19 protein-coding genes and 1 pseudogene are annotated in these 25,598 nt (G+C 51.1%); 14 read left to right on the forward strand and 6 right to left on the reverse strand.

The window, feature by feature from the left end:
* Positions 1–56 precede the first annotated feature (56 nt).
* Positions 57–1,820 carry a sensor histidine kinase gene (locus RCO25_RS00955; protein ID WP_308994275.1) on the reverse strand — a complete coding sequence of 588 codons (1,764 nt, stop codon included), beginning with the start codon at positions 1,818–1,820 and terminating at the stop codon, positions 57–59.
* Between the two features lie 15 nt (positions 1,821–1,835).
* Complete coding sequence (locus RCO25_RS00960) at positions 1,836–3,419, reverse strand: response regulator (protein ID WP_308994276.1); 1,584 nt, start codon at positions 3,417–3,419, stop codon at positions 1,836–1,838.
* 193 nt (positions 3,420–3,612) lie between these two features.
* On the opposite strand from RCO25_RS00960, the gene RCO25_RS00965 reads away from it, so the two are divergent.
* The 4 genes from RCO25_RS00965 (at position 3,613) to RCO25_RS00980 (ending at position 9,353) form a co-directional block, all read left to right on the forward strand.
* Positions 3,613–4,602, forward strand: a complete 990-nt coding sequence (locus RCO25_RS00965; RefSeq protein ID WP_308994277.1) for an ABC transporter permease — start codon at positions 3,613–3,615, stop codon at positions 4,600–4,602.
* Between the two features lie 23 nt (positions 4,603–4,625).
* Complete coding sequence (locus RCO25_RS00970) at positions 4,626–5,513, forward strand: carbohydrate ABC transporter permease (protein WP_308994278.1); 888 nt, start codon at positions 4,626–4,628, stop codon at positions 5,511–5,513.
* Between the two features lie 100 nt (positions 5,514–5,613).
* The gene (locus RCO25_RS00975; RefSeq protein ID WP_308994279.1) at positions 5,614–7,227 is read left to right on the forward strand and encodes an ABC transporter substrate-binding protein; all 1,614 of its coding nucleotides are present in this window, start codon (positions 5,614–5,616) and stop codon (positions 7,225–7,227) included.
* Between the two features lie 71 nt (positions 7,228–7,298).
* Positions 7,299–9,353 carry an alpha-galactosidase gene (locus RCO25_RS00980; RefSeq protein ID WP_308994280.1) on the forward strand — a complete coding sequence of 685 codons (2,055 nt, stop codon included), beginning with the start codon at positions 7,299–7,301 and terminating at the stop codon, positions 9,351–9,353.
* A gap of 208 nt (positions 9,354–9,561) precedes the next feature.
* On the opposite strand, the pseudogene RCO25_RS00985 reads toward RCO25_RS00980, so the two are convergent.
* A pseudogene (locus RCO25_RS00985) lies at positions 9,562–10,220 on the reverse strand (transposase); the annotation flags it as partial.
* A 610-nt stretch (positions 10,221–10,830) separates the two neighbouring features.
* On the reverse strand, positions 10,831–11,730 hold the full coding sequence (locus RCO25_RS00990; RefSeq protein WP_308994282.1) for an AraC family transcriptional regulator: 900 nt from the start codon (positions 11,728–11,730) through the stop codon (positions 10,831–10,833).
* 161 nt (positions 11,731–11,891) lie between these two features.
* On the opposite strand from RCO25_RS00990, the gene RCO25_RS00995 reads away from it, so the two are divergent.
* From RCO25_RS00995 to RCO25_RS01040, 10 genes are all read left to right on the forward strand, one after another.
* On the forward strand, positions 11,892–13,196 hold the full coding sequence (locus RCO25_RS00995; RefSeq protein WP_308994283.1) for an alpha-L-fucosidase: 1,305 nt from the start codon (positions 11,892–11,894) through the stop codon (positions 13,194–13,196).
* 35 nt (positions 13,197–13,231) lie between these two features.
* Entirely contained in the window at positions 13,232–14,869 is a 1,638-nt protein-coding gene (locus RCO25_RS01000; RefSeq protein WP_308994284.1) for a hypothetical protein, read from the forward strand.
* A 10-nt stretch (positions 14,870–14,879) separates the two neighbouring features.
* Positions 14,880–15,872, forward strand: coding sequence for an aldose 1-epimerase (locus RCO25_RS01005; protein ID WP_308994285.1), 993 nt, complete (start codon positions 14,880–14,882; stop codon positions 15,870–15,872).
* An 89-nt stretch (positions 15,873–15,961) separates the two neighbouring features.
* The gene (locus RCO25_RS01010; RefSeq protein ID WP_308994286.1) at positions 15,962–17,098 is read left to right on the forward strand and encodes a Gfo/Idh/MocA family protein; all 1,137 of its coding nucleotides are present in this window, start codon (positions 15,962–15,964) and stop codon (positions 17,096–17,098) included.
* Positions 17,095–17,997, forward strand: a complete 903-nt coding sequence (locus tag RCO25_RS01015; protein ID WP_308994287.1) for a sugar phosphate isomerase/epimerase family protein — start codon at positions 17,095–17,097, stop codon at positions 17,995–17,997. Before RCO25_RS01010 ends, RCO25_RS01015 begins: the two co-directional genes overlap by 4 nt.
* A 97-nt stretch (positions 17,998–18,094) precedes the next feature.
* Complete coding sequence (locus tag RCO25_RS01020; RefSeq protein WP_308994288.1) at positions 18,095–19,192, forward strand: fatty acid desaturase family protein; 1,098 nt, start codon at positions 18,095–18,097, stop codon at positions 19,190–19,192.
* Entirely contained in the window at positions 19,189–19,506 is a 318-nt protein-coding gene (locus RCO25_RS01025) for a MocE family 2Fe-2S type ferredoxin (RefSeq protein WP_308994289.1), read from the forward strand. Before RCO25_RS01020 ends, RCO25_RS01025 begins: the two co-directional genes overlap by 4 nt.
* Before the next feature lie 37 nt (positions 19,507–19,543).
* Entirely contained in the window at positions 19,544–20,530 is a 987-nt protein-coding gene (locus RCO25_RS01030) for an aldo/keto reductase (RefSeq protein ID WP_308994290.1), read from the forward strand.
* The gene (locus tag RCO25_RS01035; RefSeq protein WP_308994291.1) at positions 20,508–21,392 is read left to right on the forward strand and encodes a creatininase family protein; all 885 of its coding nucleotides are present in this window, start codon (positions 20,508–20,510) and stop codon (positions 21,390–21,392) included. The genes RCO25_RS01030 and RCO25_RS01035 overlap by 23 nt, the downstream gene beginning before the upstream one ends.
* A gap of 120 nt (positions 21,393–21,512) precedes the next feature.
* Entirely contained in the window at positions 21,513–22,586 is a 1,074-nt protein-coding gene (locus RCO25_RS01040) for a Gfo/Idh/MocA family protein (RefSeq protein WP_308994292.1), read from the forward strand.
* A gap of 151 nt (positions 22,587–22,737) precedes the next feature.
* Here RCO25_RS01040 and RCO25_RS01045 read toward each other — a convergent pair whose 3' ends face one another.
* Positions 22,738–23,517, reverse strand: coding sequence for a response regulator transcription factor (locus RCO25_RS01045; protein WP_308994293.1), 780 nt, complete (start codon positions 23,515–23,517; stop codon positions 22,738–22,740).
* 30 nt (positions 23,518–23,547) lie between these two features.
* Complete coding sequence (locus tag RCO25_RS01050; protein WP_308994294.1) at positions 23,548–25,392, reverse strand: cache domain-containing sensor histidine kinase; 1,845 nt, start codon at positions 25,390–25,392, stop codon at positions 23,548–23,550.
* Positions 25,393–25,598 lie beyond the last annotated feature (206 nt).

Below are 25,598 nucleotides of genomic sequence, written 5' to 3' on the forward strand. Positions count from 1 at the left end.
AAAAACCTCGAGCAGCATAATGCTCGAGGTTTTTTTGCAAACCAGTCGACTAGCCATTATCGTCCGGGAATACGAATCGTAACGGTGGTGCCGATGCCGAGCCTGCTGAAAATCGAAACGCCGTAAGCGTCACCGTACAACAGCTTGATTCGATTATCCACGTTGCGGATACCGTATCCCGATAAAGCGTCGCCTCTAGACGGCAGCGCTTGGTCAGCGTTTCTGCTTTCCTGCACGCGCATGCCCATTCCGTCATCGATAATTTTGAACACGATGTCCTGTCCATCGCGGCTGGCCTTAATCATGATATTAATTCCAAGCTTGTCATCCCAGATGGCGTGATTCATCGCATTTTCCACGAATGGCTGAAGCGTCAGCTTGACGATCGGGCAGGGCAGTACTGATTCGTCGATTTGATAATGCACGCGGATTAGATCCGCGAAGCGAATTTGTTGAATCGCCACGTAGTAACGGGTAAGCTGCATTTCCTCATGAATCGATATTTGGTTTTTGCCTTTGTTCAAGGATATGCGGTAAAACTTAGCGAGATCGGTGACCATTTTATTCATCCGCTGATCCGAATTTCGAATCGCAAGGGAAGAAATAGAAGCGAGCGTGTTGTATAGAAAATGCGGATTTATTTGCGCTTGCAGCACATTCATCTCCGCTTCCTTCTTATCGATTTCCTTCTTGTACACATCGGAAATCAAAGTGCTGAGCCGCTGGGACATTTTCCGCAGCACGTTGCCGAGCTGTCCGATCTCGTCCCTGCCGAGCGGCCGGATGTCGATATGCTCGAATTCTTCCCTTTCGATGCGGCGGATGATGCCGACGAGATACTCGACCCGCTTGGTGAACAGCCTCGCTGTAATATAAATGAGCAAAGCCATAATGCCGAAGCTGATCAAAGCCAGGATGAAAATCCGTTTTGCGGTTTGATTAGCTTTTGCCAGAAAGCTGTTGTAGGGAATGAGCGCAACGCTCTTCCAGCCGAATTTGGTCGTATTATAGACCACCAGCATTTTCTCCCCGTTATAGGTGCTGTCGAATCGGCCTTGCAGCTTGTCGGGAAAAGAATCCGGCACGAATTTCTTAAGCGGGCGGTTCAACATGCTTTTGTCTTTTGCGGACATAATGAAGCCCTGATCGTTAACGATTAAAACGGTTTTCTCCGCCGTCTCCTTCTCCATGAGCCGGAAGATGTCCGATTCCAATATATTAATGGTTAAAATACCGTATGCGTTATCGAGATTGCTTATGTTCAGCATGCGCGTCAACGTAAACATAGGCGGCTGATCGACAGCGGGCGGCGTGGATACGAACCGTACATTTCCGTAGGTATCGAGCAGCGAGCGATAGATTGCCGAGCTTCTAAAGGCATCGTCTATTCGTTTAATATAGATGCCGTCGGCGGGCAGCGAATCGTTGTTAATATAAATGGATAAAGAATGAATATCGGGGTTCGTAGTCAGCATGTTGGAAAACGTATTATTGATGTACTGATAGGCATCTACGAACAGAGAAGGGTCCTGCGTATAGTTGTTTGTCAAGTAAGCGCGCAGCGTATTGTTCAAATACATGGTTGCTGAAAGCTTCGTGTACGTATCCAGCTTATTTTCCAAATTGGAATTGATTTGAGCGACAGATGCGACAGAGCTCGTATACATTTGATTAGAGAGCTCACTCTTAATGGTTTGATAAGAATATAAGACAAAAAACAGAAGCGGGAGAATAGCGCCGAGCAAAAACATCAGAAACAGCTTTTCTCTCAGCCGTAAATTCGTAAAAGGCTTGGTCATCCAGCCTGCTAGCCTTTTCATGCTTCTCACCCCAGCCTATAGATACATTTTTCGATATTCATTCGGGGTACTGCCTCTATGCTTATGGAAGATCGAACAGAAATAAGAGACATTCTCATATCCCACGCTATGTGCAACCTCGCGAACCTTAAGCGCTTTATCCTTCAGCAGCTCAGCCGCCTTGTTCATTCTGAACCTCGTCAAATAATCGAGAATCGTCTCGCCCATCTTTTCCTTGAAAATCGTTCGGATATAGTTGGGAGACAGATAGACCTCCTTGGCAATTTCTTCGACCGTGAGGGGCAAATGATACCGTTCCCCAATCAGCTTCACGATTTGTTCGGCTATTGCTTGATTTCGGTCTATATCCCGCTCGTTTGCCGCTTTCCTCATCTCATCGCAGAAATGCATGACATAAGCCTGCATATGAGCTGCCGAGCTCATGGACGAAATCTCCTTCCAATGATCCACAAGCAGCCACTCTTTGAGCGAGCCCGCCAGCAGCATAGAGAAATGCTGTTCTAAGGCGGTTAACAGCCGAATAATGGCTCGGATTGCAAAATTCCGATCAATCCGTTCTTCTCTGATCGCCCCGAATAAAGATTCAACGTGCAAGCTGATTTGCTCCTTATCTCCGGATTGAATGGCGGAGGAAAGCTTTGCCGCGATTTGCTCGCTCTCATCATCCGTTTGTTTGGTCGGCTTCAGATCTTGCGGAGAGAGAACGGCGCCGCTTTGCTCATAAAACTTCACCTCATTGCAGGCCTTAGCTTCTGCGCAGGCATCCCAAATCGCCCGAAAACCCAAATGCGGGGCAGACAAGCCTATCGTAATCTGCGAGCCGGCGGATGGATCCCAAGCCAAGTGCGCGCGAAGCAGTTCCCAGTAGGCTGCTGTCGATTGCACATGCTGCCGCTCGTCCTGCCATTGAAAGAGTACGTAAAAGGCGTGAGGGTCATCTTCAACCATAATAAACGAATCCAGCCTTTGCCTTGCAGCCGTTCGAAATAGCTCGATTCTGTCGGTCGATGCACTGTCAGCGGGATACGGATCGGTGCCGGGATAGGCCGGAGGAGGATCGAAGGTTGCGTAAACGGCAGCAAACGGTTTATTTTCCGCAAAATCAACTGCGCTAAGCTTCCATTGATTTGTCCATTCCTTGCGTTTCCCCTCGTTAGGCTCGCGTAGGATACGCATCAGCAGCTTCTCCCGCACCCAATCCCCGCCTTGATCCGCCAATTGATCCTCTTCGCATTTTTTCTTGACCTTTTCGAGCAGGGCAAGAAGCTCCTCCATGTCTATTGGCTTCAATAAATAACCGGTCGCTTCGATGTTGAGCGCGGCCTTTATATATTGAAACTCGTTATGCCCGCTCAAATATATAATTTTTATATTTTTGTCGATTTGCTTCGCTCTTCTTCCGAATTCCAGCCCGTCCATAATCGGCATGCGGACATCCGTAAGAATGATGTCGGGCTTCAGCTCAGCGAGCTTACCGAGCGCTTCTTTGCCGTTGCGGGCCGTACCCGCGACCGAAATTCCGATTTTATCCCACGGGACATAATGCTCAATCGTTTCCAATTCAATGGCTTCGTCGTCCACTATCAAAATACTGTACATGAAAGTCCCCACCTTTCTATCTCGAGCAACGGGATGTTTTACTAGTTTATCCGCTATAACGTTTTTCAACAATGGAGCGCTCCGAACTGTGTCAATTTGGGATACGAATCGTTAAATGCTTGTATAGAATGGGCCGGTCAGCCGACCTATAATGAAGTCACAAAGCAGCGAAAGACTGGCAGGAGGCTATAACATGGAATCGATATTGAAAGCGGAACCAAGTAAATCCGTTCCACCGAAGCACAAACGAGGCATAGGAAACTCTACGGTATGGGGGAGGCTGAAGGAGCAGCGGCTATTGTATTTGCTAATGCTTCCGGCTTTGGTTGTTACGCTCTTATTCTCCTATGTACCTATGTTTGGCCTGTATATGGCCTTCATTAATTATTCGCCGGGCGGCGGCTCGTTTTTTGGACAGTTTTTCACGACGGAGTTTGTTGGCCTTGACTGGTTTAATTACTTTTTCACGAACGGCGATTTCTACCGGGTGATGCGAAATACGCTGGCTCAAAGCTTCTTGTCTCTGTTGTTCGGTTTTCCGATGCCGATCATTTTGGCTCTTATGATTAACGAGCTCCGCAATGGCTGGTTCAAGCGGACGTTCCAGACGGTTTCCTACATGCCTCATTTTATTTCATGGGTCATTGCAGCAAACATTATCATTACGGTGCTGTCGTCCGGAGGCGTGCTCAACAACCTATTGACAGGGCTTGGATTCATCGAGGAGCCGATTCAATTTATGCAGAAGGGTCCTTTGTTCTGGTGGATTATCGCGTTCTCGAACACTTGGAAGGACATGGGCTTTAACGCGATTATGTATCTGGCCGCCATATCGGCGATTAACCCTGAGCTGTACGAGGTGGCGAAGGTGGACGGGGCAAGCCGCTTAAAGCAAATGCTGCATATCACGCTGCCTTCGATTAAGCCGACGATTATTATTTTAGCCATTCTAGCGGTAGGCGGCATCTTGAATGCGGGCTTCGATCAGCAGTACTTGCTGCAAAATAATACCGTGCTTCAATATTCGGAGGTTATCGATACGTACACGTACAAATACGGCCTCCAAAATGGGATGTTCTCTTACGGCGCAGCAGTCGGTTTATTCAAATCGGTCGTCGCTTTCATCCTCGTCATTAGCGTCAACACGATGGCCAAAAAAATGAATGAACAGTCGTTGTTCTAGGATCGACGAAAGGGGAACGCAGCATGGCAAAATTCAAAAATGATTTTCTGTTTATGTCCATCGTTTACTTATTCATCATCGCGGTATTTATCGTAACGTTTTATCCTTTCTGGAACATATTTATCATTTCGCTTAACAGCGCTGAGGATACGCTGCGCGGGAATTTATATTTGTGGCCGAGGGATTTCAGCTTGGCCAGCTATAAGCAGATTTTATCCGACAGCGAGATTTGGCTCGCCATCAAGGTAACGGTGCAGCGGACGATCATTGGCACGCCGCTCGCGGTCGTCGTTATCAGCATGGTCGCCTATGCGCTCAGCAAACGCGAGCTTGTCGGAGGTCGGTTCTGGTCGCTCTACTTCGTATTCACGATGTATTTCGGCGGCGGGCTCATCCCTTATTATATGGTGCTGAAGAGCCTTCATCTGATCGACAGCTTCATGGTATTCATTCTGCCGAGCATGATGAACGTGTTCTACATGATCATCGTACGCACCTTCATGCAGCAGCTGCCTCAGGAGCTCGACGAGTCGGCGAAGATAGACGGCGCGAACTACTTGCAAATTTTCTTCAAAATAATATTGCCGCTGACGACGCCCGTGCTTGCCACGATCGGGATGTTTACGGCGATCATGCACTGGAATGCCTGGTTTGACTCCTACGTGTTTACTTACAATTCAGACCTTAAGACGCTGCAGGCGGTGCTGGTCAAAATATTAAACCAATATCAAACGAGCTCGATGGTCGGCGATGCGCAGCAGCTGGCCGATGCCTCTAAGCGGCTTGCGGTCTCGCCGGACACGATTAGGATGGCAGCTACGATGGTGGCCACGCTTCCGATTTTGATGGTTTATCCGTTTCTGCAAAAGTATTTCGTTAAGGGCATGACGCTGGGCGCTGTGAAAAGCTAAAGCCGCGATATTCTTGCTGGAGGTGATGGGGGCCTGTAAGGCCAATGCTTTTGGGTGGAGATGTACTATAATAAGATCACATATAAGGGGGACTTCTACTATGCGTATTAAAAAATGGCTCGTTCTATTTCTCGCCGTTATGGTCGTCGGTTCTGTATTATCTGCCTGTGGCTCGGGCAATACGAAAAACGGCGGCAATGCCGCTGTAAATGAAACCGGTTCTGAGAAAGGATCAAAAGAACCGCTCACGCTAACTTTCTTTGATAAAAATACAGGCGATAAGTTCAGCAATGAGGTTGCTGCGGAGATTACGAAACGGACGGGTATTACCGTTGAAATTCAACAACCGACCGGAAATCCGGCGGAGAAGCTTAATTTGATGCTGGCGAGCGATGACCTTCCCGACATTATTTTATTCGAGCGCAGCAGCGATTTGGTCAACAAATATATCGAATCGGGCGCCATCATTCCATTAAACGATTTGATTGAATCACATGGTCCTGATGTTTCCGAGATGTATGGCGACGTGCTGAACAAGACCCGCTATAAAGACGGTAAAAACTATTATCTCTCCAATTGGTACGGCTTTGAGAGCGAGCCGGTATTCGGCTTCAATATCCGCAAGGATATTATGAAGGAGCTGGCGCCGGATAAAGCAGAGGGCGGCGTACCGTTCACCGCATCGGAATTTAAAAAATTGCTTCAGGATTTCAAAGCGAAATATCCGATGATGGACGGAAAAGAGACGATTGCCCTGTCGATGGACGGAGAAAACTTCGGCGGCTCGCTTGGCACCTTCAAAGGGATGTTCGGCATGATGCCTTTCTTCGAGGACAACGGCAACTTGCAGTTTGATGTAAAAGATCCGAAGTATCGCGATATGATTCTTTATATGAATGATTTGTACCGCTCGGGCTTGCTGGATAAAGAATGGGCCATCAACAAGAAGCAGGTTTGGGAACAAAAGCTGGCGACAGGCACGGTACTTTCCACTACAGGCGCTTACTGGGATGCTGGGGGAGCTAATACAATCCTGAAGAAAGATCGCGGTGAGGAATCGCAGCTGTTTCCTTACAAGGTTGTCGCAGACGGCGTAGATCCGGCAAAAACCACCTACGGCGGACGCAGCTCGCTTGGCTGGGATGCGATTACGATTACGAAGAAAAATAAAAATCCAGAGCGTACGATGGAGTTCATGAACTTCCTGGCAAGCGAGGAAGGCCAATATTTGCTCATGTGGGGCATCGAGGGTAAGCACTGGGATATGAAGGACGGCAAGCATACGCCTCGTCCGGAAGTGCTTCAAGGCTTCAAGGATGATTGGAATGCGTATACAAAGGAAACGGGCATTCGCAAATGGACTTGGTTTATCAAGAACGGAAAAGGCTCTGACGGCATGCCTTATGATTTGGCAGGACGCTACGAGCGCGGAGCGGTCGATCAAATGGCGCTCAAAAACATGTCCGATTCCGTCTACGATTCCGTGCTGTACGACGGTTTAGGACCACAGGGAGGCACGCCTGAAGCGCTTAATGAGCAGAAGGTGAACGATATTGTGAAGCAGGCTTTGACCAAAGCGATCATGGCAAAAACGGCTGAGGAAGCGAGCAGCATTTTCGATAAAATGCTGAGCGATATGAAAGCGGCTGGCGACGAAAAGGTTGAAGCGATTTATACAAGCAATTACAAAAACCGCGTAGAGCTTTGGAAATAACGACTAGCAGAGCGTGTAGGAGGGCCGGCGCAGCCGGCCTTCTTTCATTCTAATACAGGAGCTGATAAAGAATGATCATGGGAGTATTCAAGCTGGAGCAAAGCAAGGACGAATTTGTCGTCGATAACGGCATTATACAGGCGAGGGCAAATGTAGCGGACGGAAGCGTATCGCTGCGATGGAGCAGCGGCGAAGCATTGAACGGTCTTTATGCAGAAGCACGTTATGGCCTGGAGCAATTACGTTCCACGTATTACGGCAAGCATTACGTAAAGGAAACGGAAGCGCAGCCGATTACGGACGGCTTTGGCAGCGGCATCCGCTGGACGTTTGTGCACGAGGAGCTCGGTAAGCCCGTGCTGCGGCAGCATTTCCGCATGTATGAGCAGCTGCCTTATTTATTGACCGAGCTTGAGGCGGAAAGTGAATTCGATTGGGAGACGAATGAGCTGACTCCGCTGGCTGCTTACTTAAATGACGGGAGCGTGGTTTCCTTTGCGGAAGGCACGGATCCAAGCGAAGAGATAAGAGCGATGTTTATCCCGTTTGATAATGATAAATGGGTGCGTTATGCCTCTCATGCCATTCCATGCAGCGTGCACAGCTACGAAGCAACGGCGATCTACCGCTCAACCAGCAGGAACGGCTTTGTGCTTGGATCGGTTACGCATGACCGGTGGAAAACGGGCGTAGTCGTGGAAGGCACGTTCGCGGAAGCGGTTGGCAGGCTTCGCGTATATGGCGGAGCGGCGGACATGCAGACCAGGGATACGGTTGCGCACGGCGCTATTCGGGGCAGAAGCATTACATCGCCGACGATATTCGTGGGAGCGTTTGAAGACTACCGCGGCGGGCTTGAAGCGTATGGGAGAGCTAACGCGGTATTGTCCCCTGCCCTGCCATGGGAGGGCGGCATTCCGATGGGGTGGAACAGCTGGTCTGCCGTTATGAGCAAGCTGGATTACGACGTTTATACGCACACGTCAGATTTTTTTGCCAAGGAACTGCAGCAAAACGGCTTTTCGGATGACAACGACAGCTTGTACGTCAATTTTGATGCTTTTTGGAACAGCTTGCCTGAGGAGCAGCTCAAAGACGCCGTACGACGGGTGAAGGAAAACGGCCAAAAACCGGGCATCTATTATACGCCGTTCGCTTTCTGGGGAAGCGATCCGGATACGCCGGTTGAAGGAACGGAAGGCAGGGTGCTTTACCGGGAAATTCTGATTAAGGACCAGGCTGGACAGCCGCTGCCGAAGCTGGATGGAGCCTTTCCGATTGATCCGACGCATCCCGAAGCGCAGGAGCGGATCAAGCGGAGCCTGGACAGCTTTGTTGAGCTTGGCTTTGACTACGTGAAGCTGGATTTCTTGACCCACGGGGCGATGGAAGGCGGATTCCACCAAGAGAGTGTGCGTACGGGAATTCAAGCTTACAATATCGGAATGGCGCTTATCCGCGATACGCTTTCGCCGGAGCGGGTTGGCCGTCCTTTTCTGATCAATTTATCGATAGCGCCGTTATTTCCGCATGGCTATGCGCACAGCCGCCGCGTTTCCTGCGACGCCTTCGGGACGATTAACGATACCGAATACATGCTAAACGCGCTTACTTACGGCTGGTGGATCAATGACAGCCTATATCGTTTTAACGATCCCGATCATGTGGTGCTTTACAAAAGCGACAATCAGCGCTCAACCAGCGAGCATGAAGGGAGAAGCCGGCTGAACAGCGCCGTGATTGCCGGCACGTCGCTGCTGCTCGGTGATGATTACCGCGTGTTGGAGGCTGCTCGGCGGGCAAAGGAATGGATGACGAACCGCGAGGTCATGGCGCTAGCGCGGCGCGGCGAAACCTTTAAGCCGGTGGAGGGAAGGAGCGGCAGCAAAGGCGAGGACCTGTTTATGCTGAGAAGAGAAGAGGGCACATATGTTGCCGCCTTTAACTTTGACGAAGAAAAGGAAAGCGTGAAGCTCGTCTCATTTGCAAGACTCGGTTTAGATTCCTCTAAGGGGATAGTGGTCCGGGATTTATGGAGCGGTCAAGAGCAGCGCATCGAGAGAGAGAGCGTGGAGCTCCGCATTGAGCTGGCGCCAGCCGAGTCCAAGCTTCTGCTGCTCAAATAAACTCGGCTTGCGGGATTGAACGGCATCCTAATACCCGCGTCCATAGAGGCAGTCTAGAAGCAGACTTGTGAAGCAGGGCCCTTTTGGATAAAAAAAGATAGATACAAAGGAACGTGAAGGGCTGTCCCAAAAGTAGTAAGCTCGCTGGAGAGAGAGCTCGCTTTGAACAAAAATGTTGGAAAACATGAAAAAATAGCGCTACAGTGGGCTATTCCTGTAGCGCTATTTTTCTATTCTGGTCTATGGCTGCTTGATTAAGTAGTTTATGGGCAAGCGAAAGCCACCCGACCTCTAGGCTTACTTTTGGCAAGCCGCGAAGCAGGAACCGCCGGAATCCCCGGTTATTCTTCATCTGCCCGAATACACTTTCAGGTTCAATCATTCGTCTCACCGACAGCGCATAACCTTCCTCGCTGCGCAGCTTTTCCCGCACCTGCTGCTTGTAACGCATGTATCTCAGACTGACTCGAACCTCTCGGTCGCCTTGCGCCTTCGTACAAGCGGATTTGATGGGGCACCCTTCACAGCTCACACTGTGGTAATGGCGATGTCGGATTTCAAATCCACTTTCTGTTGTATCTTTACTTTCATAGCGAAAGACAAGGTTCCGTCCATTCGCGCATGTCCACGTATTTTCTTCCTCGTCGTAATACCAATTGTCAATCTTACTAATGTCCGTTTGCCATTTCTTCGATTTTTCCTTATGATACGTGCTGGATTTGACCAACGCCTCAAGCTCTTCCTGTTCTAGGTAAGCCTAGTTCTCTTCTCCGCCCTATCCAGCATCTGCGATGATGGTTCCGGCAGCTTTCCAAGTGCGGCTTTCAATTTCTCTAAATGCGGTTTCAAGCATCGTGTATCCGTAGGGCTTTAGTCTCGCAAATCCAGGGCATCCTCTTAGCCGCCAGCCGCTCCGGTACACTGCAGTTTCTGCAGCAGAATTACGGAATACGCTTCTTTATTTTAGCTACAATGCATTTACTACAGCAGAATAGACGCCACACGTTCCTAATCGCTCAAAAATAGGCACTCATTGCAGAAACTGCATTATACACCTCGATCCAACTCGTTTTTTGTCCATACATTGCAGAAACTACAACGTAGAACTCTGACCGTACTTTTATTACTCTTAGCTTCTGCAAGACCGTACGTCCAAAAATTTTCAAAAAACATTTAGACCGAGAACCCCATTACACCCGATAGAAATCGTCCGCGTTGCTGCAGCAATCGCCGCATGCTCAAACTTAAATCGACGCCTTCCGTATGTCGCTAGGCAACAACGCCAGATCACCAAGAAACCATTTGTTTTCACAAGCGTAAACGGCTGTCGCCGCCCTCTGTGGCAAAAGCTGTCGTTTCGCGGAGATATATAAGCCCATTTATAAGTGAAAACTTATAAATTCTTATATATTGAAAAAAGGGCTGTCTCTCGGGTCTTAAGACCTTTTGAGACAGCCCCTTTTTCCCGTTTCCCCCACTACGACAACTCCTGTCCATTTATGCTCCGCTTCCGGCATTGCGAAGGAGAAAACCTCTTGTACTGTCTAAACATCTGGCTGAAATAGTTGACGCTGCCGAAGCCGACGTTAAACGCGATTTCCGTGACCGGGTCGGAAGAATGGATCAATAATTGCTCTGCAGCATTAATCCGGAGCAAATTAACGTATTCCACGAAGGTTTTGCCCGTCATTTTCTTAAAGGTTCTGCAAAAGTGGTATTCGCTCTGATTGACGATGCCGGCCGCTTGCTGCACGGTCAGCTTCTCCGGATAATGCTGCTCGACAAAGGCGATAAGCTCTTTGAACTTCTCGGTTAAATCTGTGTCGATCGGAACTTCGGAGGCAGTTGGGCCTTGCAGCTGGTGATGACGGGATAAATGAACCAGCAACAGATGTAGCATGGAGCGGATTGCGAGACGGTAGCCTTGGCGCTGCTGCTCGTATTCGGCGATCAGCTGCTTGACGATGCCGGCGATGAATGGATAATGCGCATCCTTAACTGACAGGTGAATGGGAAAAAAACTCTTTCCGGTTATATAAGGATTCGTGATCTGCATGTGATAGGCGTCGGCCATCGAGCTTCCGGCCAAGGAGGAATGAAAGACCACCGCGTAATATTCCACAGGAGCGTCATCTTCAGAAAACCCCGTATGGATCAGCCCTTTGTTTACGAACATAATGTCGCCCGGTTCCGGTCTGACCGTCTCGGAGCCAATATAGAAAATTGCGTTCCCGCGGATAAAATAAATGATTTCCCAATCGTCATGCCAGTGCAAGTGCAGGATCTCCTTGCCCTTCGGAATGATATGGAAAACGTCCAGCGGAAAGCCGGGCTCTTGGTGAGGCACGTCTTGTTTGATTTGATGAGGATTTGTCATGACGCAGTCCCTCCGAAAAGCAAGATTCCTTAACTTTACAGCAATATCAGATAGAGAACTCTATATTTGAAGCACCTATAATTATAGACAATCAGCCGCTGGAATGAAAGCGTTAACTAAAGTAAGGAAGGTCAAATCTAAGGTCTATAGGGGGTTATTGCATGGCGTTCGACGTTGAGTCGACAACAGGAGATTCAAGCTGGTATACGCATGATAGATTCGGCATGTTCATTCATTGGGGCTTATATTCGCTGGGAGCCAGGCATGAGTGGATGAAAGGCCGGGAATTTATGACAAATGAGCAGTACAACAAATATTTCAAGCGCTTCGATCCGGATATGTACGATCCCGAGCTATGGGCTTCTCTGGCGGCTGATGCCGGCATGAAATATTTTGTCATCACCGCCAAGCATCATGAGGGATTCTGTTTATGGGATTCCAAGCTGACCGATTATAAAGCGACGAACACGCCGGCAGGCCGGGATCTGTTGACGCCGATGGTGGAAGCCTTTCGTTCAAAAGGCATCAGACCGGGACTGTATTATTCCTTATTGGACTGGCATCATCGGCATTATACGCTCGACGTTAAGCATCCGCTCCGTTACAACGAGGAGTTTCTCGAAGACCAACGGAACCGCGAGTGGCAGCAGTATGTCGATTATTTGCATGGGCAAACGAGGGAGCTGCTGACGGAGTTCGGCAAGATCGATATGATGTTTTTTGACTTCTCAATCCCGCCGGAGCAAGGCTTCCCGGGCAAAGGCAAGGAAGAGTGGCAAAGCGAGAAGCTGGTGAAGCTCATCCGTGAGCTGCAGCCGCACATTCTGCTGAACGACCGTCTGCAGGTGAAGGGGGATATTACTACGCCGGAGCAATATCAACCGCGTGAGTGGATTCAAATGAACGGCAAGCGTGTAGTCTGGGAGGCATGCCATACTTTCAGCGGCTCATGGGGGTATTACCGTGACGAGGAAACGTGGAAGAGCGTAGACACCCTAGTGAAAATGTTAATTGATACGGTAAGCAAGGGCGGCAACCTGCTGCTTAACGTCGGGCCGACCGGACGCGGCGAATTCGACGAACGGGCTATCGACCGGCTGAAAGGCATCGGCGAATGGATGAAGCCTCACAACAAGTCGATTTATGGATGCACCGCAGCGCCGGAGGAGTTCCAATGTCCCGAAGACTGCCGATTTACGTACAATCCGGAGAGCAAGCGCCTCTATCTGCACATTTACAGCTGGCCTTTCAAGCATATTCATCTGCGCGGTTTCTCCGGCAGGGTGGAATACGCACAGCTGCTGAACGATGCCTCGGAAATAAGAATGGTGCAAGGCGAAGAGGAGATGACGATGGAAGCGGGAGCGTTCAACGAAGGCAGGTCGCGCGATATTTTGACGCTGCAGCTGCCGGTCAAGAAGCCGAACGTAACCGTGCCCGTCATTGAGCTTTTCTTGAAAAACTAAGCCGGAAACGACGGAACGTACATGGAGATGAGACGATGAGTAAACCGAAGCTGGGATTGCAGGGGCCGGTTATCGCCTGGCAGGACTCGTGGGCGGGGCAGGCGTCAGATGATATCATGCGCACGGGCACGGGCAGCGTGTATCCTTCCCAGGATGATACGCCGCCCCCCGGGCGGTTCGTCGAGGCGATGAAGGAGCTTGGCGCCGAGTTTTATGTGCACCATATGTTCCCCAGCCTGGCCGGCCAATCGGAAATGGTTCGTGATATGGCGGCACACGGCATGGAGGTGTGCTTAGGAAACGAGTACGGCAATATTAACGGCCCTTACGTAGAAGGAACGAACCGTTACGACGTGCCGGATGATGCGCTGCTTGAAGCGGCTCGCAGCGGCAAGCTAATCGGACTGCTGTACGATGAACCCGAGCATTTGCAAATTAATGCGTCGCAATACCGCAAGGATGAGTTTCTGCCGCATTGGGGAGGAACGGAAGGCAAGTCGCTTGCGCAATCACAGGAACGGGTAACCGAGGCGGTTGCGGCGAGAGTGACTCGCGTACGCGGCGTCCTGGCGGGAGCCGGACTGGACCCGGACCGGGTGCCGCTCGTATCTGAATTCGTGTTTCCGACCTTGTTCCATACGAAAGCCCGCGGCGGAATGGCCGTTTGCCCGAAAATTATGAAAGAGTCGTTTCAATCGCTGCAGCTTTCCACGGCTCTTGGCGCGGCGAAGCAATATGGCCGGGCAATGTGGATTTGCGCCGACCTATGGGGACCGGATGCTGGACCATGGTTCACCCGCACCTCCGGATTTCCAGGTCATTCGCCGGAGGAATACGCTTCGGCTCTGCGAATGGGCTATTATATGAGCCCGACCCATCTGTTTACGGAAAATATCGACGTTTTGCTGCAGTACGAGAACGACCGGTTCCGCAAGACGGAATTCGGGGACGTATGGGATGAGTTCGTGCGCGGCTTCGTTCCGGAGCATCCCTTGTCCTGGACGCATGGCCAGGCCGAGCCCGATATCGTTGTCATCCATTCGGATGACAGCAACTATGGGCAGAACGAAAGGTTATTCGGCAATCGCGGACTGACCGCTCCGGCTTCGACGCAAAGTGTATTCCATTTGTGGCATCTTCTCAGTCACGGTACCATTCCCGCCCATGGAAGCTGCATGCATATTCCCGGCTATTCGTTTCCTCGGCACCGGTTGAAAAATGAGGTTCCGAAGGATCGCTTTCCGCTGAAGGAAGGCTGGGCGTTTCCCTTGGAGGAGCGAGTGCATCCGCTGCATTATCCGGTCAACAATGTGCTTGTATTTGACGATACGGTACAAGAACATCAGCTTGGCTGTCCGAAGCTGATACTGGTTGCCGGCGACCGGATATCGGAAGAGTCTTTGAAGGCGGTTCGCCGCCGGGCGGAGTCGGGAGCAACGGTCATTATTGCACGATGGCTGTCATCGGATCATTGGCCCGCAAGCGGCCGCGCCGGCGAAGGCAAATGGCTCGTGACCGACAGCTTTTTAACGAATGACCTCGTAAAGGAAGCGGTTCAGCCGTTCCTCGGCAGTCCCGATTGCTGGATGCAGCGCTTCGGCGGCACGGAGGTACGGATGTATAAGGCGGACTCGCATGGCTTTACGCTTGATTTTGAAATAAGAAAGGGGTGAACCGTACGACATGAGCCGGTATGCCGCGACATGCGAAATCAGGGAAGGGCTTAAGGTCATCGTATTGACCGATGCGGCCTGCAAGGCGACGGCGGAATTGCTGCCGGCGGCCGGCAACAATCTTTACCGCTTCGAAAGCAAGGGGCATCCGGTTATTATGCCGCCGGTCAGTCTTCTATCTTTAAAGAATGAACCGTTCGATGCTTTCAAATACGGCACGCCTATTTTATTTCCGCCCAACCGTGTAAAGCGAGGCCGGTTTTCGTTTCGCGGACGCCAGTACAGCCTGCCTTTGAACGAGCCTCCAGACAATCATCTGCATGGCGAGATTTCTTCCAGAGGCTGGGAGGTTATTAAACAGGGAGCAAGCGATCATGGCGGAGCTTCGGTCACCAGCTGTTTTCATTACGCCTTGCATCCGGAGCTGTTAGAATATTTCCCGCATCCGCTTTCGTTTACCGTCACCTATCGCCTCTTCGAAGGACGGCTGATGATGGACACGAAAATCCGGAACGACGGGGAGGACGAGGCGCCTTTCGCGTTTGGGCTCCATCCTTACTTTTCTATTCCTTTTAAGAGCGGGGAGCAGCTTGCATTGAAGGTTCCGGCTGCCTCGGAGTGGCCGGTAACGAATGAGGCGTTCGTTAGGGGAACGCCGGCAGTTACGCCATTCAGTCAAGCGTTGAAGGAAGGTGTCAGCATGACAGATTATCCGCGGCTCGGCTGCTCGCTGCTGGCACTGGAAGACGAGGAAGCGGACCATACTTGCCGAATCGAAATGAAGGACAGCGGGTATGCGATCACCTACCGCATCGACCGCAAATTCCCGTTTCTCGTTTTATTCCGTCCCGATTGGGCCGAGGCCTATTCGCTGGAGCCGTATACGAGCGTCACCGACGCGTTCAATCTGCCCTACGGCCACGAGCTGACGGGAGCCCGGGGAATCGGGGCAGGGGAAGAAATCCGTTTTGCAACCAGCCTAGCGGTGGAAGCCTTGGTTTAAGAATAGGGTTTCCATGCGATTGGAAGATCAAATCGCCCGCGCAGCGGACTTGTTCACCCTAATTTTTAAGAGCGGAGGAGGACTGTCATATGGAAGCTGTCGATTTGAATTTACCCATCAATCCGGAAATGCCTAGGCGCAAAGATTACCGGATCGGCTGCATCGGTTCCGGGTTCATTATGAGGGATTGCCATCTCGTGGCGTACAGGGACGCAGGATTTCACCCGTACGCCATCAGCTCGAGAACGCATGGAAATGCCAAAGCCGTGGCGGAGCTGCGCGGCATCCCCCATGTGTACGAAACATGGGAGGAGCTGATCCGGGATCCGCAAATCGAAATCTTGGATATCGCTGTTCCACCGGACCGGCAGCTGGAAATCGTTCGGGAAGCCGTCAAGCAAGCTCATATTAAAGGGATCCTTTGCCAAAAGCCTCTTGCCATGAATATGCGGGAAGCGTGCGAAATCGTGGAGCTGTGCGAAGAGGCGGGCATCAAAATCGGCGTCAATTCGAATATGCGTTACGACCAATCCGTGCGGGCACTGAAAGCGGTACTCGATAGGGGGTATCTCGGAGAGCCGGTTCTGGCGACGATCGAAATGCGGGCTATCCCGCATTGGCAGGATTTTCTTCACAAGTATGAGCATGTTGAAATTCTCAATATGGGTATCCACCATATCGATGCTTTCCGTTATTTGTTCGGAGATCCCGAGAGGATTACCGCCGTTGCGCGCAGGGATCCCCGCATCGCCTTCAAGCATATCGACGGCATTTCCCAATATACGTTCCAGTACGGCAATGAGCTGCTAGCAACCAGCCTGGACGATGCGTGGGCGTGGCCGGGCGAAGGGACTGAGCAGGATATTTACATCAAATGGAGAGTCGAAGGACTGGATGGCGTAGCTCAAGGGACGATCGGCTGGCCAACCTATCCGGAAAGAACGCCAAGCACGCTCGAGTTTACGACCAAGCGGTCGCCGGGCAAATGGCACCGTCCCGCATGGGAGCAGGTATGGTTTCCAGATGCATTCCAGGGAACGATGGCCCAGCTGCTGCGCGCGGTCGAAACGGATACGGAGCCTGAAATCGGAGGAAGGGATAACCTGCATACGATGGCATTGGTGGAGGCGTGCTATAAGTCTATTGCCGAACGGCGCACGGTAAAATTTTCTGAGACGGCAAGCAAAATCAAATCCTATACGTTTGAGGGAGGCAGTCCGCTATGATTTCAGTAGGTATTTTCAACGGGTATTATCCATATACGCTTTCGGAAACGATCGCCAAAATTCAAAAAGACGGATTTTCCTGCGTTCAGCTCGATTTGTCGTTCAAGGACATGGACCTTTCGCTCGATTCACTTACGCAGGAAAAGGCCCGTCATATTCGCGACGCGTTCCGGGAAGCCAACCTGCCGGTCGTTTGTATTTCTGGATACACCAATATCATTCATCCGGATCCAAGGAAGCGGGCGGAAAATATTGAGGGCTTGAAGACGCTGCTGAAATTTGCCCGCGATCTGGGCTCGCCCTACGTAATCAGCGAGACGGGAACGTACAATACGGAAAGCGATTGGGTATGGGATCCGAAAAACGGTACCGAAGAAGCTTATGAGACGGTATGCGGGGAACTTGAGAGTTTGGCAAAATTTGCGTATGAACACGGTTCTATGTTTTTGGTGGAAAACTACGTCAACAATGTCATCGGCTCGGTCGACCAGCTGGCCCGCTTATTCTCGGATGTCAATCACCCGGGCCTTGGCCTTCTGATGGATCCTACCAACTATTTCACGGACAAAAATATCAATCAAGTCGACGAAGAGCTGAACCGCATCTTCAATACGCTGGGTGACAAAATCAAGATCGCTCATGCGAAAGACTGCAAGCCTGCCGTAGATACCTCAGAGAAGCATGCGGCGATCGATGCGGCTGAATCGCATACGTTTCGCGGTGCAGGCGGTGTGGAACTCCCCGCACCCGGCCTTGGTATCTTGAATTATGACCTGTATTTGCAGCGCCTCTCCAAGCTTCATCCGAATATACCGATCATCATCGAGCATCTGGATGAGCAGGACATCCCGCGCGCGAAACGGTTTCTCGACGGCAAATTAAAGGAAAACGGCTGTTAACTTGCCGAATCCTGAGTTTGGTCGGATCGGCGGGTAAGCCCGATGATTTCCGGGTTTATCCGCCGCCTATTTTCCCAGCAAAAAGGAGGAGCGATCCATGGCTTCCGTCAACAGGCAAAAACGGGATTACAGCATCACCGGACCCGAAAACCAACGTGCGCATGAACGAGGGCTGGTCGCGGCTGAATGGTATACATGCCCGATTCCCCGCCAGCGCATGAAAGAGTTGATGAAAAGAAAGAACGGACCGGCTATCCGGGATACGCTCATTTGGTTCGGTTCGCTTCTCATTGCAGGTTATATTGCTTATCTGGCATGGGGATCGTGGTGGGCGGTTCCGGCGTTTTTGGCTTACGGCATTCTCTATGCGACGCCCGGCGATTCCCGCTGGCATGAGTGCGGGCACGGAACCGCGTTTAAGACGCCATGGATGAACGAATTCGTGTACCAAATCGCTTCCTTTATGGTATTGCGGTCTGCTACGCCTTGGCGATGGAGCCATGCCCGCCATCATACGGATACGATCATCGTTGGGCGCGACCCGGAAATTATTACGGAAAGACCGCCGGTCTGGAAGATTCTAATTATGCAAATCTTCCATCTTTACGGCGGTCCGATTGAGCTGAAACGGTTTATGCTGCATACATTCGGCAAGCTGGATACGCAGGAAAAGGAGTATATTCCCGTCTCTGAGCATCGCAAAACGTTCCGCGAGGCCCGCATTTACATGCTCATCCTGCTGGCGGTCGCTGCCGCATGCGTGTATGCAGGGAGTATACTTCCCGCTATGTTTTTGTTTTTGCCTTCTTTTTACGGAGGGATCGTCGTCATTTTATTCGGCATTACGCAGCATTTGGGACTTCACGAGGACGTGCTTGACCACCGTTTGAACACCCGCACCATTTATATGAATCCGGTATTGCGGTTTCTGTACTGGAACATGAACTATCATGTCGAGCATCATATGTTCCCGATGGTTCCCTATCATGCGCTGCCGAAGCTCCATCAAGAGATGAAAGCCGATTGTCCGGCTGCGCGTCCCGGCTTGTTCGCCGCCTTAAAAGAAGTGATTGCGGCTCTTCGGAAGCAAAAGCATAATCCCGCTTATGTTGTAGAAAAACCGCTGCCGGTTACCGCACACCCCTATATGCGCGGCGTACGGCAGGATACCAGCCTAAGGAGTGAAGTGCAATGAGGACCGGAACATGGATCGAAGCCTGCGCGGCGGATGTTATTGATGTGGAGGATGTGATCCGTTTTGACTTTGAGGATCGCACCTATGCGATATACAGGACGGACAATGGGGAATACTTCGCCACCGACGGATTCTGCACGCATGAACGGATTCATTTGTCGAACGGCTTAGTGATGGGCAACGTCATTGAATGCCCGAAGCATAACGGCCGCTTCGACATTTCTACCGGCAAAGCGAAGCGGGCGCCGGTATGCGTCGATTTAAAAACGTATCCCGTGAAGGTTGAAGCAGGTAAAGTGTTTATTCAAGTCTAGCTTTTGCCCGCCAATCTAGCAGGAAAGGAACGAATCGATGAAATATAATGTGTTCGGCCGCACGGGAAGGCAGGTATCACGCTTAGGCTATGGCGCAATGGGCCTCGGGGGCTCATTCGGTGCCTATGAAGAGAAGGCCCTGGTCCGCTCCGTCATTCACAGCTTGGAGCGGGGTGTGACTTTTATCGATACCGCGCGCAACTATGGGGAATCGGAGCGGATTTTAGGCCTGGCTTTGCGGGAGTGGAGCGGGGAAAAGCCTTTCCTTGCTTCCAAAATCCAGTCCAAAGGTCCGGGAAACCTGGGCTGGGGCATTCCGATCCCGGTGGAGACGGCGTATCCGAGAGGCTGGCTAAGGGAAAGCACGGAAGCTTCGCTTAGGCAGCTTGGCATAGACACCATTGATTTGATGCAGCTTCATCAATATTGGCCGCAGTGGGATAGCTCGGACTATTGGATGGATGAGCTGCTTGCGCTCAAGCTGGAAGGGAAGATCGGCGCAATCGGCATTTCATTGCCCGACCAGCGCCATGATATTGCGCTTCCGATCGTGCAAAGCGGTAAAATTGATTCCGTCCAAACGGTGTTTCATATTTTTGACCCGCAGCCGCTCGACTGCCTGATTCCGGCTTGCGAGCAGAACAACGTCGCGCTCATCGCGCGCTGCATATTGGACGAGGGCGGATTGACGGGGTTCCTGAAAGAGGACACGGTGTTCGAAGACGGCGATTTCCGAAAATCTTATTTTGATTATATGCCCCGCAGCTTGTATATCGAGCGTGTCAATCGGCTGCGGGAAATGTTCATACCTGCATATGCCAGCAGTTTGGCGGAGCTTGCCATTAAATTCGTTTTGCATCATTCGGGGGTAACCACGGCCATCTCCTCGATGCATGTGACAAAGTTTGCGGACGAGAACATCGCCGCCGTTGATCGCGAGCCTTTACCGGAAAGCGTATTTGAGGAAATCAGACGCCATCACAGATGGGTGAGAAATTTTTATGAAACCAAATACTGGGTCTAAGACGTTGTGGGCGGAGCTGCTGCCTAATGAATTCAAACAAAGAATAGCGGAATGTCCGGTCGTCTATTTGCCCCTTGGCCTTTGCGAGCCGCATGGGCAGGTCAGCGCTTATGGACTGGATACGATAAAAGCGGAATGGCTCTGCCTGGAAGCAGCCCGGCAAGCCGGAGGCATCGTCGCCCCTTCCATGGGCTATCACATTCATGAAACAGGCTACCATGCCGGCTGGCTGGAACAGACGGTAGGTGAGCAGCAACCGCATATGACGGCCATGCCGCCGGGCATTTATCTTTCCTTTTTTCTGTATCAGCTCAGGGCGTTCGTGAATGCGGGGTTTAAAGCGATTGTTGTGATCTCCGGGCACAGCGGGGGAAATCAGGCGGATTTGCGGAAAGCGGCCAGTCTATTTATGAAATACGTTCCAGTCCAAGTATGGGTAAGAAGTGATCCGGAGCTGGTCGAAGGATTATACGAAGGCGACCATGCCGGCAAATACGAGCTTTCGCAATTAATGCATATCCGGCCGGATTTGGTCGATATGAATGCCAAGCGTTACGAAGAGCTGCCGGGTTACGGCGGGCGCCTGGCGATTGGGGCAGATGCGCTTGAAGCGAATGCGGAATGGGGAAGAGCGATCATGGAGGCCTGCTTAAACCGCTTATGCTCCGAAGTTTCCCGAATGAAGGAAGAGGCAGAACGAACCGTTGTGAAGCAAGATGTTCCTTACTCAACGATCGAATCGGTTCTAAAAGAGCTCATGCAAAGCACCGACGAATGGGTGACGGCTAGCCCTTGGAACGGGCAAACAGCCGTATCCGAGCACTCCCGGTGGAAGCCGTATGAATATTATCGGGTGACGTGATAAGGGAATCTATGACGAATGCGCTGCCTGCCGATACATCCCGATCATGTTATAAGTAAAACAGTTATGCATAACGATTCCAAGTAGAGCTTGGCCATAGAACAAGGAGGAAGCAGACCTATGAAAACTTACAAACTGGGCGTTGTCGGATTGGGCGAAGGCCGAAGCATTATGTCGGCTGCTTTAAGCAGCAAGCGTTGGGAGCTTGAGATGGTGTGCGACATTAATCCGTCGATGTGCGAACTGCGCGCAGAGGAGTTTGGCTTCAACCGCTGGACGACAGATTACGGCACGCTGCTGGGCAATCCCGATATTGACGTGATAGCGATCTATACGCCAGACCAGCTGCATCTTACCCACATTACCCAAGCGCTGGAGGCGGGTAAACACGTCATCTGCACCAAGCCGCTGCTCACCTCGCTGGAAGGCTCGAACGAGCTGCTGGAGACGGTGCGGAAGTCCGGAAAACGTGTATTCGTCGGTCAGAGCTCGCGCTTCTTCGAGCCGATGATCCGGCAGCGCGCGGACTTTGAGAAGGGGCGGCACGGCGACGTTCAAACGGTTGAGGCCCATTATATCGCGGACAGCCGCTGGTTTCTGGACAAACCGTGGAGCCGCCAGCGCGGCTTCAGCTGGATGTACAATTTTATGATCCATGCCGTCGATTTGGTGCGCTGGTATTTGCCTGGGGTGACCGAGGTAACAGGCTTCGGAAATGTGAGCGAAACAAGCCGCAGCTACGGCCTGGACACATGGGATACGATGCGCTTCCTCGTCCGTGACGACCAAGGCAGAATCGGCCAAATTTCCGGCAGCTACACGCTCCCGGCGTTAGGATCGGATGTCGAGCCCGGCATCGGCTGCGTAATTCGAGGTACGAAGGGATCTTCGCGGGCGGAATACTCTAATTTGCGTTACCATACGCATTTCGCTGGGGAAGGGAAAGTAACGCATTCCTTCGAGGAAATGCATGATTACTATTTTCGCTTCGAGGGCAAGAGCCACCATGCCGGGGAATACCAAAATTACATTGAATATTTTGCGGAATGCCTGGATACGGGAGCCGTCCCGCTGCCGGATGTAGAGGAAGCCGTGCGGACGCTGGCACTGATGGCGGCCATGGAGCGAAGCATGAAGGAAGGCGGCAAGCCGATTAGCATCGAAGATATTGTCCGCGAGAACGCATTGGCTTGAACCGCTGATATTACGCGGATGAACGTCTTAGTCTATAACATCTCGTATGCTGACCATGCGGGATGGCTAGCTGCATTTGATGTATTTAAATCAACGATAATGGCCAAATCATTGGTTTATCGGGATTTAGTTACATGGAATGCAGTTATTTTTATTGTTTTTTTTGATTTTCGTTCAAATAATCCTTCGGCGTGCATCCCGTCATTTGCTTGAAGATCCGGCTGAAATAAAACTGGTCGGGGTAACCGACCTGTTCCCCTACTTCCTTGACGGATAAATGCCGGCGGTTGGCCAGCAAATATTTGGCTTCATTGATGCGAAGCGCCATCAGGTAGCGGGAAGGAAGCTCGCCCGTGTGTTTGATGAACAGCTTGCTCAAATAAGAGGCGTTGAAGTTGAAATTACGAGCGATTTGCTCCAGGCTCACTTCCTTCTGAAAGTTGTCCCTGAGGAACTGCTGTACCCTCCTTACGATTTCCTCGGTGCTTATGCCTGGATTTTGCATGCCTTTCATGTTTTCTTTGTAGGTGGATTCTTCGCGTTCAATAGCGGTTTTCACTTTTGCGAGTACGCGCTGCAGCTCCTCCGCGGAGATGGGCTTCAGCAAATAGTCGGTAACGCCAAATTGTATGGCTTGGCGCGCGTATTCAAAATCGGCATAGCCGCTCGTAATGATTTTGCAGACGCGGGGATGATACAGGTGCATATGCTTGATGAGCTCCATACCATCCATGACAGGCATCCGGATATCCGTAACCAGCAGATCGGGCTGTCCAGATTGGACGAGCTCGAGCGCATCTTTCCCGTTTTGAGCGGTGCCGATGACCTTAACCGCCTCGTCGAGCCCTTCGATTTTGCGGGCCAGATTGTTGCGGATCAAATCCTCGTCCTCAGCGACAATCACTCTGATCTGCCTTGTATCCTCCATCATGACGACCTTCTTTCCATATGGATATGGGGGTTATATCGTTCCGCCAATCACTACCGTGGCGCCTTCCTGCGGCCTGTTCTCAATCCGGAAAACCGCGTCGGCGCCAAACGTCAGCTTCATCCTGATATAAATATTAAGCAGTCCCATACCGTCGAGCTTCAGCATCGGGACGGCGTTTGTCTCGTCGATTTCGCGGATTTTGCCATAAAGGAGGTTCAGGCTTTCTGCGGAAAAACCGTTCCCGTTGTCCGATACTTCGATCTGCCATCTGTTGTCATACATGAAGCCGACGATGCGGATGCTCCAAGGAGGCTCCTTCTGCGTGCCGAATTTCACAGCGTTCTCGACAAGCGGCTGAACGATGAGCTTCGGACAATTCAACAGCAGAATCCGCTGATCGATATCGAGGTCGAATTGCAGTTTTTGGCCGTAACGGATTTGATTGATTTCCAGAAATTTTTTCGTATGAAGCAGCTCAGCCTCCAAATTGGAAACCGAGTTATCGGAGGAGATGTACCGGAGGAAGCCGGACATGTTCTCCGTCATGGACACGATTTGCCCATTCATATTTTCTTCCGCCATCGCATGAATCGTTGCCAGTGTGTTATACAGAAAATGCGGGTTCATCTGCGAATTCAGCGCCACCAGCTTGGCCTGCAGTTCCTGTGATTGCGCCAGGAGCAGTTCATCCATCGATTGCTTCAGCCGCGCATTCATCTTCAGGAATGACCAGTGCAGCTGATCTAGTTCACTCAGTCCGCTGTTCAGCTCTTTGGAAAAGGCTTTCGTGCTGCCCAAATCCTCGAGACTCATGTTCCGGACGGTGCGGTGGATTTTCATAATCGGTAAAGTGATTCGCTTGGCGGCCACGAAGGACAGAACGATCGCGAACAGAAGAATGACAGCCGCAATGAGCACGGTGCGCTTGGTGAACACGCCTATCGGAGCAAGCAGCTCCCGTTCGGATACGGCGATCGTCGTATGCCAGCCCGTTATGTCCGAATGGTGGCTGGTCAGCAGTTCCTTCTCCTTCGTTACTGGATTTAGAAACGTGCTGAGAGAATCTGGCATGCCGGAGACGCCTCCGTCTGCGAGTCTGATATAAGCGGCGCTCTGTTCCGACTCGTCCCCAAGCGGATAGATGATACGGCCGTTGTCGTCATATACGATAACTTTTGCCTGGTAAGGATTCTGCTTCGTGAACTCGATCGCGGTTTTGAAGATGCGGTTATAGTATTGTTTTACTTCGACAATGCCCATGGGCGCGTTATAATTATCATAAAAAAGCCGGAAGAGCGAAATGGAATACTGCTTCTCCCTCGACGAGATAAAGCGGGACATTTCCTCGTCGAGCACGGGCTGGCCGATGATTTTCCCCTTCTTATTGTCCATAACGGACCGGAACCATGACTTGTCCTCCGGTTTGTAGGAACGCTCTCCATTGTCGAAGCCGTTGCCGTAGGCTTTGTTATTGAAATCATAAAGGTAAAGCTGCTCGACCGGTCTTGAGGGCCCGATGGCCGCGGTCAGAATTTCGGACAGCTCCTTGGCGTTCTCGACCTGGATGCCTACTGGCGGGCCGCCTAATGCGTCTGCCGGATGCGCATTTTCCAAATCGGACATATACTTTTTGAAATTGTTTTTGACCAAATTGGAGTACATCACATCAAGCGAGACATCATTCATTTTCGTTATTTCGGAATCGATCTGCCCCTGCATGGACTGGCCCATGCTGCCGAGCGAATCGGTTGCGCCCGCCCGCAGCAGGTCCGATGCCCACCAGTAGAACCAGATCACCAGCACGGTGAAAAAAACAATAATGATCAGGGAGTAGGTCATGAACAGAATCGATTGTATGTTTCTGAATTTATTCACGCGCATATCCTCCGGAAGCTGTCTTAGGCGTAGCATAACTGTATTGTCCGTCCCGGCTGGCGATTTGTCAAAAACTTTTTGAAAGCGCATTCGGTAAAATAAAGACAAAATAGGAATCCGTTTTCTCCATGGAAGATTAGCATGCCTGCTTTTATAATGAGGACGAAAGAGAAATGAAAGCGGATTCAATTATGATCACTAAGGGG

This window comes from Paenibacillus sp. LHD-38, assembly GCF_031157315.1.
In the GTDB taxonomy this organism is placed as follows: Bacteria; Bacillota; Bacilli; order Paenibacillales; family Paenibacillaceae; genus Pristimantibacillus.

Coding starts and splice junctions, on each gene's coding strand:
- RCO25_RS00955 (WP_308994275.1), bottom strand. CDS start 1,820: ATGAAAAGGCTAGCAGGCTGGATGACCAAGCCTTTTACGAATTTACGG.
- RCO25_RS00960 (WP_308994276.1), bottom strand. CDS start 3,419: ATGTACAGTATTTTGATAGTGGACGACGAAGCCATTGAATTGGAAACG.
- RCO25_RS00965 (WP_308994277.1), top strand. CDS start 3,613: ATGGAATCGATATTGAAAGCGGAACCAAGTAAATCCGTTCCACCGAAG.
- RCO25_RS00970 (WP_308994278.1), top strand. CDS start 4,626: ATGGCAAAATTCAAAAATGATTTTCTGTTTATGTCCATCGTTTACTTA.
- RCO25_RS00975 (WP_308994279.1), top strand. CDS start 5,614: ATGCGTATTAAAAAATGGCTCGTTCTATTTCTCGCCGTTATGGTCGTC.
- RCO25_RS00980 (WP_308994280.1), top strand. CDS start 7,299: ATGATCATGGGAGTATTCAAGCTGGAGCAAAGCAAGGACGAATTTGTC.
- RCO25_RS00990 (WP_308994282.1), bottom strand. CDS start 11,730: ATGACAAATCCTCATCAAATCAAACAAGACGTGCCTCACCAAGAGCCC.
- RCO25_RS00995 (WP_308994283.1), top strand. CDS start 11,892: ATGGCGTTCGACGTTGAGTCGACAACAGGAGATTCAAGCTGGTATACG.
- RCO25_RS01000 (WP_308994284.1), top strand. CDS start 13,232: ATGAGTAAACCGAAGCTGGGATTGCAGGGGCCGGTTATCGCCTGGCAG.
- RCO25_RS01005 (WP_308994285.1), top strand. CDS start 14,880: ATGAGCCGGTATGCCGCGACATGCGAAATCAGGGAAGGGCTTAAGGTC.
- RCO25_RS01010 (WP_308994286.1), top strand. CDS start 15,962: ATGGAAGCTGTCGATTTGAATTTACCCATCAATCCGGAAATGCCTAGG.
- RCO25_RS01015 (WP_308994287.1), top strand. CDS start 17,095: ATGATTTCAGTAGGTATTTTCAACGGGTATTATCCATATACGCTTTCG.
- RCO25_RS01020 (WP_308994288.1), top strand. CDS start 18,095: ATGGCTTCCGTCAACAGGCAAAAACGGGATTACAGCATCACCGGACCC.
- RCO25_RS01025 (WP_308994289.1), top strand. CDS start 19,189: ATGAGGACCGGAACATGGATCGAAGCCTGCGCGGCGGATGTTATTGAT.
- RCO25_RS01030 (WP_308994290.1), top strand. CDS start 19,544: ATGAAATATAATGTGTTCGGCCGCACGGGAAGGCAGGTATCACGCTTA.
- RCO25_RS01035 (WP_308994291.1), top strand. CDS start 20,508: ATGAAACCAAATACTGGGTCTAAGACGTTGTGGGCGGAGCTGCTGCCT.
- RCO25_RS01040 (WP_308994292.1), top strand. CDS start 21,513: ATGAAAACTTACAAACTGGGCGTTGTCGGATTGGGCGAAGGCCGAAGC.
- RCO25_RS01045 (WP_308994293.1), bottom strand. CDS start 23,517: ATGATGGAGGATACAAGGCAGATCAGAGTGATTGTCGCTGAGGACGAG.